The 18,276-nt window shown below is 38.5% G+C and carries 17 protein-coding genes; all 17 read left to right on the top strand.

Annotated features, from left to right (window positions below):
• The first annotated feature begins 29 nt into the window (after positions 1-29).
• The 17 genes from JNUCC25_RS21495 (at position 30) to JNUCC25_RS21415 (ending at position 18,270) form a co-directional block, all read left to right on the top strand.
• The gene (locus tag JNUCC25_RS21495) at positions 30-1,946 is read left to right on the top strand and encodes a stage V sporulation protein D (protein ID WP_013084856.1); all 1,917 of its coding nucleotides are present in this window, start codon (positions 30-32) and stop codon (positions 1,944-1,946) included.
• Positions 1,947-2,157: 211 nt separating this feature from the next.
• Entirely contained in the window at positions 2,158-3,621 is a 1,464-nt protein-coding gene (locus JNUCC25_RS21490) for a UDP-N-acetylmuramoyl-L-alanyl-D-glutamate--2,6-diaminopimelate ligase (RefSeq protein WP_064472099.1), read from the top strand.
• 61 nt (positions 3,622-3,682) lie between these two features.
• The gene (gene mraY, locus JNUCC25_RS21485; RefSeq protein WP_013058961.1) at positions 3,683-4,657 is read left to right on the top strand and encodes a phospho-N-acetylmuramoyl-pentapeptide-transferase; all 975 of its coding nucleotides are present in this window, start codon (positions 3,683-3,685) and stop codon (positions 4,655-4,657) included.
• On the top strand, positions 4,658-6,007 hold the full coding sequence (murD, locus tag JNUCC25_RS21480; protein ID WP_013058960.1) for a UDP-N-acetylmuramoyl-L-alanine--D-glutamate ligase: 1,350 nt from the start codon (positions 4,658-4,660) through the stop codon (positions 6,005-6,007).
• Positions 6,008-6,068: 61 nt separating this feature from the next.
• Positions 6,069-7,169: a stage V sporulation protein E gene (gene spoVE / locus JNUCC25_RS21475; RefSeq protein WP_013058959.1), complete on the top strand. Its 1,101-nt coding sequence runs from the start codon at positions 6,069-6,071 to the stop codon at positions 7,167-7,169.
• A gap of 540 nt (positions 7,170-7,709) precedes the next feature.
• Positions 7,710-8,615: a UDP-N-acetylmuramate dehydrogenase gene (gene murB, locus JNUCC25_RS21470; RefSeq protein WP_013058958.1), complete on the top strand. Its 906-nt coding sequence runs from the start codon at positions 7,710-7,712 to the stop codon at positions 8,613-8,615.
• 153 nt (positions 8,616-8,768) lie between these two features.
• Positions 8,769-9,527 (top strand): cell division protein FtsQ/DivIB, encoded by a 759-nt coding sequence (locus JNUCC25_RS21465; protein WP_013058957.1) that lies wholly within the window; start codon positions 8,769-8,771, stop codon positions 9,525-9,527.
• A 425-nt stretch (positions 9,528-9,952) separates the two neighbouring features.
• Positions 9,953-11,248, top strand: a complete 1,296-nt coding sequence (gene ftsA, locus JNUCC25_RS21460) for a cell division protein FtsA (RefSeq protein WP_013058956.1) — start codon at positions 9,953-9,955, stop codon at positions 11,246-11,248.
• Between the two features lie 41 nt (positions 11,249-11,289).
• On the top strand, positions 11,290-12,447 hold the full coding sequence (gene ftsZ / locus JNUCC25_RS21455) for a cell division protein FtsZ (protein ID WP_013058955.1): 1,158 nt from the start codon (positions 11,290-11,292) through the stop codon (positions 12,445-12,447).
• Positions 12,448-12,723: 276 nt separating this feature from the next.
• Complete coding sequence (gene spoIIGA / locus JNUCC25_RS21450) at positions 12,724-13,647, top strand: sigma-E processing peptidase SpoIIGA (RefSeq protein ID WP_053487710.1); 924 nt, start codon at positions 12,724-12,726, stop codon at positions 13,645-13,647.
• A 30-nt stretch (positions 13,648-13,677) separates the two neighbouring features.
• Positions 13,678-14,397: an RNA polymerase sporulation sigma factor SigE gene (sigE, locus tag JNUCC25_RS21445; protein WP_013058953.1), complete on the top strand. Its 720-nt coding sequence runs from the start codon at positions 13,678-13,680 to the stop codon at positions 14,395-14,397.
• 148 nt (positions 14,398-14,545) lie between these two features.
• On the top strand, positions 14,546-15,325 hold the full coding sequence (sigG, locus tag JNUCC25_RS21440) for an RNA polymerase sporulation sigma factor SigG (RefSeq protein ID WP_013058952.1): 780 nt from the start codon (positions 14,546-14,548) through the stop codon (positions 15,323-15,325).
• A 349-nt stretch (positions 15,326-15,674) separates the two neighbouring features.
• The gene (locus tag JNUCC25_RS21435) at positions 15,675-15,929 is read left to right on the top strand and encodes a YlmC/YmxH family sporulation protein (protein ID WP_013058951.1); all 255 of its coding nucleotides are present in this window, start codon (positions 15,675-15,677) and stop codon (positions 15,927-15,929) included.
• 74 nt (positions 15,930-16,003) lie between these two features.
• Positions 16,004-16,825: a peptidoglycan editing factor PgeF gene (gene pgeF / locus JNUCC25_RS21430; RefSeq protein ID WP_029320498.1), complete on the top strand. Its 822-nt coding sequence runs from the start codon at positions 16,004-16,006 to the stop codon at positions 16,823-16,825.
• 7 nt (positions 16,826-16,832) lie between these two features.
• Entirely contained in the window at positions 16,833-17,516 is a 684-nt protein-coding gene (locus tag JNUCC25_RS21425) for a YggS family pyridoxal phosphate-dependent enzyme (RefSeq protein WP_053487709.1), read from the top strand.
• A gap of 16 nt (positions 17,517-17,532) precedes the next feature.
• Positions 17,533-17,997, top strand: a complete 465-nt coding sequence (locus JNUCC25_RS21420; protein ID WP_013058948.1) for a cell division protein SepF — start codon at positions 17,533-17,535, stop codon at positions 17,995-17,997.
• A gap of 3 nt (positions 17,998-18,000) precedes the next feature.
• The gene (locus tag JNUCC25_RS21415) at positions 18,001-18,270 is read left to right on the top strand and encodes a YggT family protein (protein WP_013058947.1); all 270 of its coding nucleotides are present in this window, start codon (positions 18,001-18,003) and stop codon (positions 18,268-18,270) included.
• The last annotated feature ends 6 nt before the right edge of the window (positions 18,271-18,276 follow it).

The following is an 18,276-nucleotide window of genomic DNA, read 5'->3' as shown; positions in this document are numbered from 1 at the left end:
ACGAGCCGATTCAGAGGAGGTTCTAATATATGCGGGTATCAGGAGTCACAGTTCGTAAAAGGCTAGCCATTGTTTTGTTTGTCGGTTTTATTGTGTTTTTGATTATTGATACAAGGCTTGGATATGTACAGTTGCTGACTGGGGATACGCTAACTGAAAAAGCCAAAGACTTATGGAGTCGGAATATTCCTTTTGAACCTGAAAGAGGAAAGATACTAGATCGCAATGATGTGGCACTTGCTACAAATAAAAGTGCACCGACCGTTTTAGTTATGCCAAGACAAGTTGAAAATCCAGCTGTTACGGCTGAAAAGTTAGCAAAAGTGCTGGGAGCATCAAAAGAAAAAGTATATGAACAAATAACAAAAGCTTCTTCTAGCGTATATTTGCGTCCTGAAGGAAGAAAAATTTCACATGCGAAAGCAAATGAAGTGCGAAATTTAAATTTAAAAGGCGTATATATAGCTGAGGATTCGAAGCGGTACTATCCGTTTGGAAGTTATTTGTCGCATGTATTAGGCTTTGCGGGAGTAGATAATCAAGGGTTAACAGGCCTTGAATTATATTATGATAAAGAGCTAAAAGGACAAAAAGGTTCAGTTAAATTGTATTCGGATGCTAAAGGTAAAAAGATGCCCAATATAGCCGATGACTACACAGCACCTGTGGACGGGCTGGATTTGAGATTGACCATTGATTCACGTGTGCAAACGATCATGGAGCGTGAGTTGGATAATGCTCAGACAGCTTATAATCCAGATGGTATGATTGCCATTGCCATGAATCCTAAAAACGGTGAAATTTTAGGTATGTCAAGTCGTCCGGGCTTTGATCCTACGGATTTTAAAAATGTGAAGCCTGAGGTGTATAATCGCAATCTTCCAATCTGGAGCGTATATGAGCCCGGATCAACGTTTAAGATTATTACACTGGCAGCTGCTCTTGAAGAAAAGAAAGTGGATTTACTAAAAGATCAATTTTACGATGATGGAGCCGCGGAAGTTGGCGGAGCGAGACTTCGCTGCTGGAAAAAAGGCGGACATGGACAGCAGTCTTTTTTAGAAGTTGTACAGAACTCATGTAACCCTGGTTTTGTGGAGCTTGGGGAACGTTTAGGAAAAGAGAAATTGTTCAAATACATTAAAGAATTTGGCTTTGGTCAAAAAACAGGTATTGATTTACAAGGGGAAGCAAAAGGAATTTTGTTCCCGCTTGAGCGCGTAGGGCCGGTTGAACAAGCTACAACAGCTTTTGGGCAAGGGGTTGCTGTTACGCCTATTCAACAAGTAGCTGCTGTTTCCGCAGCCGTAAACGGTGGAACGCTTTATGAACCTTATATTGCAAAAGAGTGGGTGGATCCAACTACCGGAAAAGTTGTAAGCAGTCATAAGCCGGTTGCTAAGCGAAAAGTTATTTCCGAGGAAACGTCTAAGCAAGTGCGTTTTGCTCTTGAAAGTGTAGTAGCACAAGGAAGCGGAAAAGGAGCTTTTGTGGAAGGGTACCGCGTTGGAGGAAAGACGGGTACTGCGCAGAAAGCTCAAAATGGAAAGTATTTAAAAAATAATCACATCGTTTCTTTTATCGGTGTTGCACCAGCAGATAACCCTGAAATTGTCGTGTATGTTGCGGTTGATAATCCAAAAGGCACCATTCAGTTTGGTGGAGTTGTAGCAGCTCCGATTGTAGGTAAAATGATTGAAGACAGTTTGCGTGTGATGGACGTTAAACCGCGTAAAGGACAAATTGAAAAAGAGTTAACGTGGCTGGACACACCAATGATAAAAGTACCAAATGTCGTAGGAATGTCAAAAAAAGAGTTACAAGAACAGCTACTTAATTTAAAATTAGATGTGAGTGGCGAAGGAGATAAAGTGGTCAAGCAGTCTCCTGCAGCCGGAACGAAAGTTAAAGAAGGCGAAACGGTTAGAATTTATATGGGAAAATAAAAATCTCTATAAACCACTATTCTTCCTTGCATGATAATCAGCAGGTTACTCTGCGTGTGAACATGAAATCAACAAATAAGCCTTGGGGGTGTTCCCTCCGGGCTTCTTTTTCTGTAAAATGTAATAGGTTAGGTGCTAGAAAAAGAAGAATAGTTGCCATAGCGTCTTATAACAAACGTTTCACTTTACAAATAGAGAGGACATGGTAGGAATGGATTTACGAGAACTACTAACACATTTACATGATTTTGTTCAGCTTCCTGAACAGAATATTGATATTACGTCAATTGAAATGGATTCAAGAGAAGTTAAGCCCGGAGCATTGTTCATTTGTATAGACGGCTATACAGTTGATGGCCATAGCTTTGCACAGATGGCTGTGGAAAAAGGGGCAGTAGCAATCTTAGCGGAAAAGCCTGTGGATGTAGAAGTACCTGTTGTACGCGTAAAGAGTACAAAACGAGCAATGGCAGTGCTAGCGGATGCTTTCTACAATCAGCCCACACAAAAAATGCATTTAATTGGTGTAACAGGCACAAATGGTAAAACAACGATTACACATTTAATTGAGCATATCTTTAAATCACAACATAAAAAGACGGGTCTAATTGGAACGATTGAAATTCGTATTGGTGATACGTCTTATGATGTGAAAAACACAACGCCTGAATCGCTTACGCTCCAAAAAACATTTCACCAAATGGTGGAAGAGAATGTAGAAGTAGCGATGATGGAAGTATCATCTCATGCACTTGACTTAGGACGCGTACACGGGTGCGACTTTGACGTGGCAGTATTTAGTAACTTAACGCAAGATCACCTGGACTATCATCATACAATGGAAGATTATCGTCGTGCGAAAGGGTTGCTATTTGCACAGTTAGGAAACGCTTATAACCATAATCGTCCTAAATTTGCTGTTCTTAATGCTGATGATGCGGCAACCGAGGAATATATTAAAAACACGGCTGCTACAGTGATTACCTATGGCATTGACCGTGACAGTGATATTCGTGCAACAAATATTCAAATTACAAACAGCGGCACAACGTTCGACTTGACAACACCGACAGAAACGGTTCGTGTAGAAATGAAGCTTATTGGGAAATTCAGCGTCTACAACGTATTAGCGGCTACGGCTTCATGTTTAGTGTCAGGTATTCCTCTGTCAGTTATTGTCGAGGAAATAAAAGTGTTAGAAGGCGTGTCTGGGCGTTTTGAAGTGGTTGATGCGGAGCAAGATTTTACGGTTATCGTTGATTATGCCCACACGCCGGACAGCTTAGAGAACGTGTTAAAAACTGTAAAAGAATTCGCAAAACGCAATATATATGTTATTGTTGGTTGTGGCGGAGATCGAGATCGTACAAAACGACCAATCATGGCTCGGATTGCAGCTGAATACAGTACACAAGCTATTTTGACATCTGATAATCCACGAAGTGAAGATCCATTGGCTATTTTAAAAGATATGGAAGAAGGTTTGGATACAGGTAACTATGTGACGATTGCTGATCGTGCAGAAGCTATTCGCTATGCAGTGGAAGCAGCGCATGCAGATGATGTTGTTGTCATTGCTGGAAAAGGGCACGAGACCTATCAAATTATTGGTAAAAAAGTATTTGATTTTGACGATCGAGAAGTAGCACGCAAAATGATTGAGGAGCGAAAGTAGTAATGAAATGGGTAGAGAACAAAATGAGTCGGAATGAGTTGGAAGTTAAGGAGGGAACATCGTGCTAGAACAATCAATTTTATTGACAATCGGCGTAGCCTTTTTGATTACGGTTGTATTGTCGCCGATTTTTATTCCCTTCTTAAGAAGATTAAAGTTTGGTCAAAGTATTCGTGATGAAGGCCCGAAATCTCACCAGAAAAAATCAGGTACACCTACAATGGGCGGTATCATGATTTTATTATCTATTATTGTGGCAACTCTTATTATGGTCAATCAGTATGCAGAACTTACATATAAGACGTTTCTATTATTATTTGTCACAATCGGATTTGGTTTATTAGGATTTTTAGATGATTTTATAAAAGTAGTGTTAAAGCGTAACCTTGGATTAACATCTAAACAAAAGTTTTTAGGTCAGGTTGTCATTTCAATTATTTTTTACTTTATTGCAAGACAGTTTGAGTTTTCAACTGAAGTGACGATTCCTGGAATTAAAGACCCAATCGATTTAGGTTGGTTTTATGTTGTTTTCCTCATCATCTGGCTTGTTGGTTTTTCAAACGCGGTTAACTTAACGGATGGATTAGACGGACTTGTATCTGGTACAAGTGCGATTGCTTTTGGTGCATTTGCAGTTCTTGCCTGGAATGCAGAGCAGTTTGAGCTATCTATTTTCTCAGTTGCTGTAGTAGGAGCTGTGTTAGGATTTTTAGTTTTTAATGCCCATCCTGCAAAAGTATTTATGGGAGATACGGGTTCTTTAGCGCTAGGAGGAGCTATCGCTACGGTGGCTGTCTTAATGAAAATGGAATTCTTGCTTGTTATTATCGGTGGTGTGTTTGTTATTGAAACACTATCTGTTATTATTCAAGTCGCATCTTTCAAAACAACAGGAAAACGTGTGTTTAAAATGAGCCCGCTTCATCACCATTACGAGCTAAGCGGCTGGTCGGAATGGCGCGTAGTTATGACTTTTTGGGCTGTAGGACTATTATTTGCAATGCTTGGAATTTATATCGAGGTGTGGATTTAAATGAAATCAGTCAATACGTATCAAGGTAAACAAGTACTTATTTTAGGATTAGCCAAGAGCGGTTTAGCAGCCGCTCAGTTAGTTAAACAGCTTGGTGCTAAAGTAGTCGTTAATGATCAAAAACCGTACGAAGAGAACGTAGCAGCACAGGAATTAGAAAAAACGGGCATTGAAGTTGTCTGTGGACATCATCCGCTTGAGCTTTTAGACAAAGCGGATGTTATTGTAAAAAACCCTGGGATTCCGTATTCAAATGTTTTATTGCAAGAAGCATTAAAGCGAAATATTCCGATTTTAACAGAGGTAGAATTGGCTTATGAAATTAGCGAAGCTCCTTTTATTGGAATTACGGGAAGCAATGGGAAGACAACAACAACAACGCTAATTTATAAAATGTTAGAAGAAGATCAAAAGCAGCCGTTGATTGCTGGAAATATTGGAACAGTAGCTTGTGAAGTGGCGCAAAAAGCAACAAAGGACAATGTAATTGTAACGGAGCTTTCTTCTTTTCAGCTGATGGGAATTGAAAAATTCCGTCCGAAAATCTCTTTATTATTGAATTTGTTTGATGCTCACTTAGACTATCATGGCACAAAAGAGGAATATATCAAAGCGAAAGCAAATCTCTTTAACAATCAAACAAGTGAAGACTTTGCCGTTATTAATGCGGATGATGAGCTAGTGATGAAAGCTAGTGCAGATGTTAAAGCGACAAAAGTACCTTTTTCTGTTACAGCTCAAACGACAGAAGGAGCGTATATTAAAAACGAAACGATTTTCTTTAAAGATGAAGAAGTGATGTCGTTAAAAGATGTGGTGCTGCCAGGCAAACATAATCAAGAAAACATTTTAGCAGCTGTATCCGTTGTGAAGCTGTACGGCTGTTCAAATGAAGCTATCTACCGCGTGCTCACAACGTTTGCTGGTGTTAAACATCGCGTTCAATATGTCACGACAATCAACAAACGTAAGTTTTATAATGACTCTAAAGCTACGAATATGCTTGCTACAAAAGTAGCTCTTTCCGCTTTTTCGCAGCCGACGATTCTACTTGCAGGTGGACTCGATCGCGGCAATGAGTTTGATGATTTAAAAGAAGAGTTTAAAAATGTGAAAGCTGTGATTACGTTTGGTGAAACGGCTCCTAAAATTGAACGCGTAGCAAAAGAAGCGGGAATACAAATTGTAAAACGTGTCGATAATGTTAAACAAGCAGTTTCAGAAGCATATGCTTGTTCAGATGAAGAAGATGTTATTTTATTATCTCCTGCTTGTGCAAGCTGGGATCAATTTAAAACTTTTGAAGAACGTGGTGACATCTTTATTGAATCTGTGCATAAACTGAAATAAGGGCTTGTCTAAACACCTAGAAAATACACTAGCCCTAATCTATTTTTAGAGGTGTGTGACAGTGTCGACAAAAAGGTCTACCCCAGATTTTTTTCTCATAATCGTTACGCTTTCCTTGCTAACCATCGGCCTTATCATGGTATACAGCGCAAGTGCGGTATGGGCTACATACAAGTTTAATGATTCTTTTTTCTTTGCTAAACGCCAGCTCTTATTTGCAGGGCTTGGAGTATGCGCAATGTTTGTCATCATGAATATTGATTATTGGATGTGGCGTACTTGGGCGAAGCCAATTGTAATCATTTGCTTTGTTATGCTGGTACTTGTATTGATTCCGGGAGTAGGGCTAGTACGGAATGGGTCGCAAAGTTGGATAGGAGTTGGAGCGTTTTCGATTCAGCCTTCAGAATTTATGAAGTTTGCTATGATTATATTTTTAGCGAAATATTTATCGGAAAACCAGAAGAAAATTACATCTTTTAGAAAAGGAATGTTACCGGCGTTATTACTGGTTTTCTTACCGTTTGGCATTATTATGATGCAGCCGGATTTAGGAACGGGAACGGTGCTTGTTGGAACTTGTTTAGTCATGATTTTTGTTTCAGGAGCAAAAGTAAGTCACTTTGCAGGTCTTGGGTTGCTTGGCGTTGCTGGTTTTGTAGGGCTTGTTTTATCGGCTCCTTATCGGATTAAACGCATTACCTCATTTTTAAATCCTTGGGAAGATCCGCTTGGAAGCGGGTTTCAAATCATTCAATCTCTTTATGCAATTGGGCCGGGGGGATTGCTTGGATTAGGGTTAGGGCAAAGTAGACAAAAGTTCTTTTATCTGCCGGAGCCTCAAACTGATTTTATTTTTGCTATTCTAGCAGAAGAGCTCGGTTTCATCGGTGGAACGCTTGTTCTGCTGTTGTTTAGCTTATTGCTTTGGAGAGGAATTAAAGTAGCGCTCGGAGCTCCTGATCTTTACGGAACGTTTTTAGCCTTAGGAATTATTTCAATGGTTGCGATTCAAGTCATGATTAATATAGGCGTGGTAACAGGTCTTATGCCTGTTACGGGAATTACGCTTCCATTTTTAAGTTACGGCGGATCATCGCTGACGCTCATGCTGGCAGCAGTTGGAGTTTTGTTAAATGTTAGTAGATATTCTCGCTATTAATTGAAAAAAATTGTATAATGTCAAGTAGGCAATGGTCTACTGAAGTAAACCGTCATCTTAAATCCAAGTGCACGCCGGATTTTGTTGGCGGTTTATTTTCGATTTTTTACAGGTAGATGATATTTTTGTATGAAATGTTTTTAAAATGTAATGTTGTGATAACCAATTTTGAGTCCAACTATGGTATGATGTGTAAGGTTAAATGTTTTATCTTAGTGAGTAAGTGAACGTATGTGCACTTATGAGCGTAGCGTTTTTTTATGACTGTCAGCATGTGTTTAACTTCTAAATGAAAAACGATAAAAAAACAATCAAAATTACTTTATATAGCAGATGAACGTACATTCTATGGGTGAATGTCATACGATAAATAAAAATGATGAAATTGACAACAGAATAGAGTGCCTTCGTAGAAAAAAGGTATCTTACAAGGTGCTGCTGCTTAGTTACGAATCTGTTCTTATTATTCTTATGCATTAGAAGTAAGGGCGCATTGACATGAAAGTTTTATAACAGCAAAGAGGGTTTTAGGAGGTTCTTATGGAAGCGTTAGTAAAAGAGTTAGTCGAAGCGAATATTGGAAAGGTTCGTGAAAATGAACCGCTAGCAAAACATACAACAATGAAAATTGGTGGTCCAGCAGATGTGCTTGTAGAACCTGATTCTGTTGATCACTTAAAAGTTACAATGGATATTATTAAAAAACACGGCGTGAAATGGAGAGCGATTGGTCGAGGATCTAATCTTCTTGTTTCTGATAAGGGAATTGAAGGTGTGGTCATTAAGCTCGGAGCCGGATTAGATGATTTAACAGTAGATGGAGAGACGGTTACTGTAGGTGGGGGATACCCTAGCATCAAGCTTGCAACAGTTATTACAAAACAAGGTCTGTCTGGACTGGAGTTTTCAAGTGGAATTCCTGGATCCGTGGGAGGCGCTGTTTATATGAATGCAGGTGCCCATGGTTCTGATATGTCTCATGTAGTCGAAAAAGCGTTGATTTTATTTGAAGATGGCACTCTTGAGTGGCTGACAAATGAAGAGCTTCAATTTTCGTATCGTCATTCAATTCTACAAAAAGACCGTCCTGGAGTATGTGTAGAAGCTGTGCTGCGTTTGAAAAAGGGAACGAAAGATGATATTGTGGCGGTCATGCAGAAAAATAAAGACTATCGCCGCGAAACACAGCCTTGGAATTTCCCTTGTGCAGGAAGTATTTTTAGAAATCCACTTCCAAATTATGCAGGAGACTTAATTGAAAAGTCCAACTTAAAAGGTTTTTCAGTAGGCGGGGCGCAAATTAGTGAGCAGCATGCGAACTTCATTGTCAACACAGGAGATGCAACGGCTTCAGACGTGCTGAATTTAATTGCTCACGTTAAGAAAACAATTAAAGAGAAATTCGATATTGATATTCATACAGAAGTTGAGATTATCGGTCGCTAATTACCCAGCCCGTGGCTGTATGGTTATGCGTGAAAAGGTAGCTTTTATGTGTTTATTCTATGCTATAATGGGGATATTCTCATGAAGCAAAGATTGGAAATAAATGGATGGTAATTCCTCGTTTATTTTCTCAAATGGATAAGGGTGAAAAAAATGGAAAAAGGTAAGTTAATTGTTTTAGAAGATCGGGTACCGAAGCTGCAAGAACAGCGAAAGCAAAAAGCAAATAGACGGCTTATTTTGTATTTATCACTCTTTTTCATCCTTATTTTATTTATTGTATATTCTCAATCTTCTCTGAGTAATGTTTCTAACATTGAAGTACAAGGGAATAAACATGTAAGTGATAAGGATATTGTCAAAGCGAGTGGTCTGTCCAAAAAAACCAGCTACTGGAAAGCTGATGCTGATCAAATTCAAGAAAAAGTCGAAAAAAACCCTGAGGTAAAGGAAGCTGTCATTCACAAAACATTTCCTAATAAGGTCGTAATCGACGTAAAAGAGTACGCAAGAATTGCATATGTAACCTCGGGGAATAAATATTTCCCTGTGAATGAAAATGGAAAAGTTTTAAAAGAAGTAAGTGCTAAGAAAGTGTCATCCGAAGCTCCGTTGCTAATTGACTGGAAAGACGGAGAAGCTATACAAAGCATGGTTCAAGAATTAGCTAAAACGCCTAAGAGTATAAAAGGGGCTATTTCTGAGATTTACTATGCGCCGACAAAATCAGAACCTCTTCACATAGAGGTATTTATGAATGATACGCGTGAAGTAAGCGGGAAAATTAGCAACTTCTCTGATAAAATTGTTCATTACCCAGCTATTGCAAGTAAATTGAGTGATGATCAAAAAGGTATTATTGATTTAGAAGAAGGATATGCATTTAAACCTTATAAAAAGAGCAAGCAGTAATTATTTTTTATAAGTGTTAATTAAAGGAAATAGATGAGTTGAGACTGGCAAACTAGCCCTTGTACATTGTATAATCACATGCAAGTATTCTGCATACATATGATTTTCTTCTCCGGTGCTGTGAAATGGAAATGTAATATTTGTTCTAGGTAAGTTTCGCTTTTCTCAGTGTACATCTTAGTGTAGACTTGTAGTTAAATAGCTTTTTTTCAGTGAATTTTAGGCTTAAATCTAAAAAAAGTCAAAACAAGAACGTTTTGTTCTTTGAAAGAGATAAAGTCTGTGAAAAACTTGAAAAAAATTGATTTTACAAAAGGGAAACAGATGTATTTGTTGAATATTTTCATATAATAAAAAATTAATATTGTTGTTCTTCTTAATTTATTAAGATGACATGTGCAGAAAGAAAAAGGAGGTGCCAAAGAATGAACAGCAATGAAATATACGTTAGTTTAGACATCGGTACATCCAGTGTGAAAGTAATCATCGGAGAGATGAGTAACGATTCATTGAATATCATTGGTGTAGGGAATGTTAAATCACACGGACTAAAAAAAGGTTCTATCGTTGATATAGATGCAACAGTTCAATCTATTAGAAAAGCAGTAGAACAAGCTGAACGAATGGTAGGCATTACAATTAAAAAGGTTGTAGTGGGCATAAGCGGAAATCATGTATTTTTACAGGATTGTCACGGAGTAGTAGCCGTGTCAAGCGAGAATCGTGAAATTACAAACGAAGATATTCATCGAGTAATTGATGCTGCTCAAGTCATGTCTATCCCGCCAGATCGTGAAATCATTGATGTTATTCCAAAGCAATTTATTGTAGATGGCTTAGAAGGTATTAACGATCCTAGAGGTATGATTGGGGTACGTTTAGAAATGGAAGGCACAATCATAACAGGATCTAGAACGGTTTTACATAACTTATTACGCTGTGTAGAAAGAGCTGGTTTAGAAATCAGTGATATTTGTTTACAGCCTCTAGCCGCTGGTTCAATTGCATTATCTCGTGATGAAAAAAACTTAGGTGTCGCACTGGTAGATATCGGTGGAGGTTCAACAACGGTTGCGATCTTTGACCAAGGACATTTGAAAGTAACAAATGTACTAGCTGTTGGTGGAGAGCACATTACCAAGGATTTATCGATTGGCCTTCGCACATCGACTGAAGATGCGGAAAATATTAAGATAAAGCATGGACATGCTTTCTACGATCATGCTTCTGAAGAAGAAGTATTTAGTGTACCGATCATTGGAAGCGATCAGCATCAGCAGTTTAATCAGCTCGAAATCTCTGATATTATTGAAGCTAGATTAGAAGAGATTTTAGATATGATTACGCAAGAGGTAAATCGCCTAGGATACAAAGATATTCCAGGAGGATTTGTTTTAACAGGCGGAGTAGTAGCGATGCCTGGTATTCTTGAGCTAGCTCAAGTAATTTTAAAGAATAACGTGCGCATAGCAGTGCCTGATTATATTGGAGTACGTGAGCCGCATTATACAACAGGCGTAGGATTAATAAAATTTGCATACAAAAATGCTAAAATACAAGGCCGGGAAATTGGAGCGCCAGTTGTGGAAGAAGAGCCGATTGAGCAAGAAATGATCAAACCTAGCCCGAAACCACAGCAGCCGCAACAATCAGCTGAGCAGCCGAAAAAGAAAAATGACCAAAATTTAATGAAGAAGTTTTTTGGATACTTCTTTGATTAACGTTACGGATTGGTAATTTCGAAGAATTAGGAGGAACTATCATGTTGGAGTTTGATACAAGTGTAGACCAATTAGCGACGATTAAAGTAATCGGTGTCGGAGGCGGCGGTAACAACGCGGTTAACCGAATGATTGAACATGGCGTCCAAGGTGTAGAATTTATTGCAGTTAATACAGATGCACAAGCATTAAATTTATCAAAAGCTGAAACAAAAATGCAAATCGGCGCTAAATTAACAAGAGGATTAGGTGCAGGTGCTAATCCAGAAGTTGGTAAAAAAGCAGCTGAAGAAAGTAAGGAACAAATCCAAGAAGCACTAAAAGGTGCAGATATGGTTTTCGTAACAGCTGGTATGGGTGGAGGAACTGGAACTGGTGCAGCTCCAGTCATTGCCCAAATTGCTCGTGAGCTAGGAGCACTAACGGTAGGTGTTGTTACTCGTCCGTTTACATTTGAAGGCCGTAAGCGTTCTACTCAAGCGGCAGGCGGCATTGCGTCAATGAAAGAAGCAGTGGACACGCTGATTGTTATTCCAAATGATCGCTTATTGGAAATCGTTGATAAAAACACGCCAATGCTAGAAGCGTTCCGTGAAGCGGATAACGTATTGCGACAAGGTGTGCAAGGTATTTCAGATTTAATCGCAGTTCCTGGATTAATTAACTTAGACTTCGCTGACGTGAAAACAATTATGTCTAACAAAGGATCTGCACTTATGGGGATCGGTATTGCAACTGGTGAAAACCGCGCTGCTGAAGCGGCTAAAAAAGCTATTTCAAGTCCACTTCTTGAAACATCTATCGATGGAGCTCAAGGTGTATTAATGAACATCACAGGCGGTACAAACCTAAGTCTTTACGAAGTACAAGAAGCTGCAGATATCGTTGCTTCGGCTTCTGACCAAGAAGTGAACATGATCTTTGGATCTGTTATTAACGAAAACCTAAAAGACGAGATTGTTGTTACAGTTATTGCAACTGGCTTTAGTGACCAAGATTTATCACAGCCAAAACCAGGTCGTCCTTCGTTATCGGCGAATCGCATGCAGCAATCGACACAGCAGCCGGCCCCACAGCCGAAGCGTGAAGTAAAGCGTGAAGAACCTGTACAGCAAGAATATACGCGTCCATCTCAGCCACAGTCTGAAGATGCGCTAGATATTCCAACATTCTTACGAAACCGTAATCGTAGACGCTAAGAAAATAAAAAGCCAAGACCTCTGTTTTATACAGAGGTCTTTTTTTATGCCATGAAGCTAGAAAACTCCAAAAGAATATAAAAAACATTCGACATGGTCAATATGATGCCTTCAAAGGGTTTGTGTTTTCTTTCTAAAAGTGGTGTGACAAATATCGAATGATTTCCTCAAAAATACTGCTTGTTTCTCGGCATGAACTGACAGACTTTCTAATAGGATGTACTATATACTAATTTTTAACAGAAAAATTCAGAAAGAATGGAGAGGTTATAAACATTGCCAATCTATTTAGATTTAATATGGATGCTGAATTTTGGGTTAGATACGATTTTACTAATGTTATGTGCAGTTGTACTTAAACGGAATTACAAGTGGTGGCGGCTTTTGCTTGGGGGCTTTATCGGTTCATTGATTGTCCTTCTTATGTTTACGCCTTTTTCTCATCTTATGGTTCACCCTGCTATTAAAATTTTATTCTCTTTTTTTATGGTATTGATGACGTTTGGTTATAAACGACTGCGCTTTTTCTTTGAGAATTTATTAACGTTTTATTTTGCAACCTTTGTTGTGGGTGGAGGATTAATGGGCGTTCACTTTTTATTTCAAGATCAGTTCCTTGTTCTTAATCAAATGGTTGATACGAAATCTCCACAGTTTGGTGATCCTATTAGCTGGATATTTGTTCTTATCGGTTTTCCGCTATTATCTTATTTTTCAAAAACACGAGTTGATGATTTGCGAATGAAAAATATTACATTTGATCAGCTGGTAGATGTGGAAATTATTTTAAACGAACAGACGCTGTCGATGAAAGGACTTATTGATAGTGGAAACCAGCTTGTAGATCCGCTGACGAAAACCCCGGTTATGATTGTTACAGCAGATTCTTTAAAAGAAATATTGCCTGAAGGCTTAATGGAATTAAGCAAAAATGTCCAATCCTTTTCACACAGCGAAGATATTGATCAAGAGTGGTATTCAAAAGTCCGCTTTGTCCCTTATCGAAGCGTGGGCCAAGCCAATCAGCTGCTGCTTGCTCTAAAGCCAGATATGGTAAGGCTTGTGCATCAGTCCAATACGATTGAAGTCACTAAAGTATTAGTAGGTATTAGTCATACAACGCTTTCAGTGGAGAAGCAATATGAGTGTATTGTTCATCCGAAGCTTATTGTTATTGGAGAAGTAAGTTCCGCATCGTAAAAGGTGTGAACAAATAAAGGAGGATACAGAATGGCTACATATCGAATTCGATTTCAATTATGGTGGTACAAATTATTAATTAAACTTAAGCTAAAAACAGATGAAGTGTACTATATAGGAGGAAGTGAAGCTCTTCCACCCCCTTTAACAAAAGATGAAGAAGAAGTGCTCTTAAAAAAACTTCCATCAGGAGATGAAGCAGCACGTTCGCTGTTGATTGAGCGTAATTTGCGACTTGTTGTTTATATTGCCCGCAAGTTTGAAAATACGGGAATCAATATTGAGGATTTAATTAGCATCGGCACCATTGGTTTAATTAAAGCAGTAAACACGTTTAATCCTGAAAAGAAAATTAAGCTAGCGACGTACGCCTCTCGCTGTATTGAAAATGAAATTTTAATGTATTTGCGCCGCAACAATAAAATTCGATCTGAAGTTTCATTTGATGAGCCGTTAAATATTGATTGGGATGGAAACGAACTGTTATTGTCTGACGTGATGGGAACCGAAGAAGATATCATCACAAAAGACCTAGAAGCCAATGTAGATCGAAAACTCTTGTTGAAAGCACTGCACCAATTAAATGATCGTGAAAAGCAAATTATGGAGCTGCGTTTTGGGCTAGCCGGCGGGGAAGAAAAAACGCAAAAAGATGTAGCTGATATGCTAGGCATTTCTCAGTCTTATATTTCAAGGCTTGAAAAACGAATTATTAAACGGCTGCGAAAAGAATTTAATAAAATGGTTTAAGTAAAAAAGCTGATTGTATAAGGGCTGAGAAGCATCTTATACAATCAGCTTTTTTAGTGGAGAATTGTCAGAATTGTAAAAGTGCATATTTTTTCCTTCTGAGGAGATACTGAATTCAGAACATCATCTCCTGTTAGGAGGGAAAGAGTTGACAAGAAATAAAGTAGAAATTTGTGGAGTAGATACTTCGAAACTTCCCGTATTAAAAAATGAAGAAATGCGAAAGTTGTTTAAACAAATGCAGGCTGGAGATGGAACAGCAAGAGAAAAGCTAGTAAGCGGAAATTTACGTCTCGTACTCAGCGTGATCCAACGTTTTAACAATCGTGGAGAATTTGTTGATGACTTATTTCAGGTTGGATGTATTGGATTAATGAAATCCATTGACAATTTTGATTTAAGTCAAAACGTGAAGTTTTCTACATATGCTGTCCCAATGATTATAGGGGAAATTCGCCGCTATTTACGTGACAATAATCCAATCCGTGTTTCTCGTTCCCTTCGTGATATTGCTTATAAAGCTCTTCAAGTTCGTGAAAGACTTATGAGTGAAACATCCAAGGAACCTACAGCTGAGGAAATTTCAAAAGTCCTAGAAGTACCGCATGAAGAAATTGTGTTTGCTTTAGATGCTATCCAAGATCCGGTTTCTCTATTTGAACCTATTTACAATGATGGTGGAGACCCAATCTATGTCATGGATCAGCTAAGCGATGAACGCAACCGTGATTCAACTTGGATTGAAGAAATTGCTTTGCAAGAAGGTATGAGAAGATTGAACGAGCGAGAAAAACTAATTTTACGAAAGCGCTTCTTTCAAGGTAAAACACAGATGGAAGTGGCTGAAGAAATTGGTATTTCTCAAGCGCAAGTTTCTCGTTTAGAAAAAGCTGCTATTAAACAGATGAATAAAAATATTCAAAGTTAACAAAAGCTATCTAAACTGGCAGCTGCTCGCGTTCATACAATTAATACCATCCACTTTATTTGATGTTCAACTTAATAAGCATCGTGTCTATAAAAACAGACACGGTGCTTATTTTGTATGTATCGATGTATAATACATGACCAAAAGATATTCATATCAGATTTCCTATTGCTGTGAGGACTTCTAGCTACTCATTGAGAATGTCTCTTGCTAAAAAGCTGTGTAATTAGTAAACAAAATGCCTATAGAAAGAGAATGGCAGAGAAAAAAATAAGCTTTTCCTTCATGAAATGAAAATTTGAAAATATACATAGGCTAAGGAATAAAGTTGGCTATAGGAGGAGAGAGCATGTTAAAGATTTCAGAATTTCAGCTGAAAGATGTAGTGAATGTAGCTGATGGCAAAAAACTTGGAAATGTAGGGGATATTGATATTGACTTAACAACGGGAAAAATACAGGCCGTCATTATCGGAGGCTCTCGTGTATTGGGCTTCTTTGGAAAAGATGATGAAATTGTGATTCCGTGGAAAAATATTGTGAAAATTGGTTCTGATGTCATTTTAGTACGTTATAAAGACGCATTTCAGCCTGAAGAGAATTAGTTTTTTGTCAACAGCACCTAGCAATCTGTGGTACAATATGTGAGAACAAATGAAACAAGGGATGTGTCACATACATGAATCCTGAGCCATTAAAAAAAAGTCATCACGAGTCGTTTATGTGGCTGAGCCCTTGGGTAGAAAAGAATGATATGCTTGTTGCTGGTTTCACCACAAAAAATGGTGGTGTGAGTAAACCTCCATTTGCTTCTTTTAACCTAGGGCTTCACGTAAACGATAACGTAGAAGATGTTATTACAAATAGAAAAATTTTAGCAGCCGAACTAGACATGTCTTTTGAAAGCTTTGTATGTGCTGAACAAGTACATGAAGCAACTGTTCAAAAAGTAACAAAAGCCGACTGTGCAAAAGGAATCTACAAGTATGAAGAGGGCATAAAAGCAACGGATGGCATTTATACAAATGAATCTGATATTTTGTTAGCTTTATGTTATGCAGATTGTGTTCCGCTGTACTTCTATGCGCCTGATCACCATTTAGTTGGTCTTGCTCATGCTGGGTGGAAGGGAACAGTGAAAGATATTGCAGGAAATATGATTCGACGTTGGGTAGAGCAAGAAAATGTTCCGGTTGAAGATATTTACGTGGCGATTGGCCCTTCGATTGAAGATTGCTGTTATGTTGTCGATAACCGCGTCATTACACAAGTAAACGAAGTAGTTGGCCAAAATGGATATCAAGAAGTAAGCCCTGGACAATACGCGCTTAATTTAAAAAAAGTCAATAAGCTGCTGATTCAAAACGCAGGCGTATTGCCGGAACGAATTTTAACATCGTCGTATTGTACAAGCTGTGAAGATGACCTGTTCTTCTCACATCGCCGCGACCAAGGGAAAACAGGACGCATGTTTAATTTCATAGGCTTTAAGGAGGAGTAATTACATAGTGACAGCTAGCGTAAGTGAAAATCTAGAAGCAGTTCAACAAACAATTGCTGAAGCGTGTAAAAAAGTTAATCGAAATCGAGAAGATGTAGAGCTGATTGCTGTAACAAAATACGTTTCCACAAAACGAGCAGCAGAAGCAGTGGATGCAGGCATTTTACATCTCGGAGAAAACAGGGATGAAGGTCTTCTAGAAAAGTATGAATCAATCGGTGAGAAAGCGACCTGGCATTTTATCGGAAGCTTACAAACAAGAAAAGTAAAAAATGTGATTGATAAAGTTGACTATATTCATTCACTAGACCGATTATCTTTAGCAAAAGAAATTGATAAACGTGCAGAACATCGTATAAAATGTTTTGTACAAGTTAATGTTGCCGAAGAACAATCAAAGCATGGCCTTGCTGTAGAAGATGTAATTCCATTTATTCAATCTCTTGAAGCATTTGCAAATATCCAAGTGGTCGGATTGATGACAATGGCCCCTCACACAGATGATGAGTCTACGCTTCGCAGCTGTTTTAAAGGTCTAAAGAAATTGCAGAATCGCATACAAGAACTAAACTTGCCATATGCACCGTGTACAGAGCTATCAATGGGAATGTCAAACGATTATGCAATTGCAATTGAAGAAGGAGCAACATTCATTCGACTAGGAACCACGTTAGTTGGGAATGAACGTTAAGGAGGTGTAATTCAAGATGAGTATGAAAAATCGCTTTAGAAGTTTTTTTGCTCTTGATGACGATACTGAATATGTAGAAGAACATTACGAAGAAGAAGAGTCGGTAGAAGAGCCTGTACAGCAGTCGAGACCAGCGAAAGCTAGTCAGCAGCCGAATCAGCAGCAAAACGTGATTAGCTTGCAAAGCGTTCAAAAATCATCAAAAATGATGCTTTGCGAACCTCGCGTCTATGCCGAAGCACAAGAAATTACGGATCATTTAAAAAATCGTAAAGTCGTAGTTGTGAATTTACAGCGCATTCAACGAGATCAAGCAGTGAGAATTGTCGACTTTTTAAGTGGTACAGTTTATGCTTTAGGCGGGGACATTCAAAAAATTGGAACCGACATCTTTTTATGTACACCTGATAATGTAGACGTAAGCGGAAGCATTTCAGATATGATGGGAGAACATGATACAACAAACGTAAAGAGGTGGTAGTTTTTGGACATCGTTTTTGGGATTCTTGGAAAATTAATTGGGCTTTACTCATGGGCACTAATTATTTACATTTTGATGTCTTGGGTACCCGATGTAAGGGCGTCTAAGTTTGGTCAGCTGCTTGGCAGTATTTGTGAGCCTTACTTAGAGCCTTTTCGTAAAATCATTCCGCCTATTGGCATGATTGATATTTCACCTCTTGTCGCAATCTTTTTATTGCGATTTGCGGAAAGAGGCGTGTATTCACTTAATAATGTGGTGGGGTTTATTTAAAAAAGG

This window comes from Priestia sp. JNUCC 25 (genome assembly GCF_053667915.1).
This window is presented reverse-complemented; position numbering and strand designations above follow the sequence as displayed.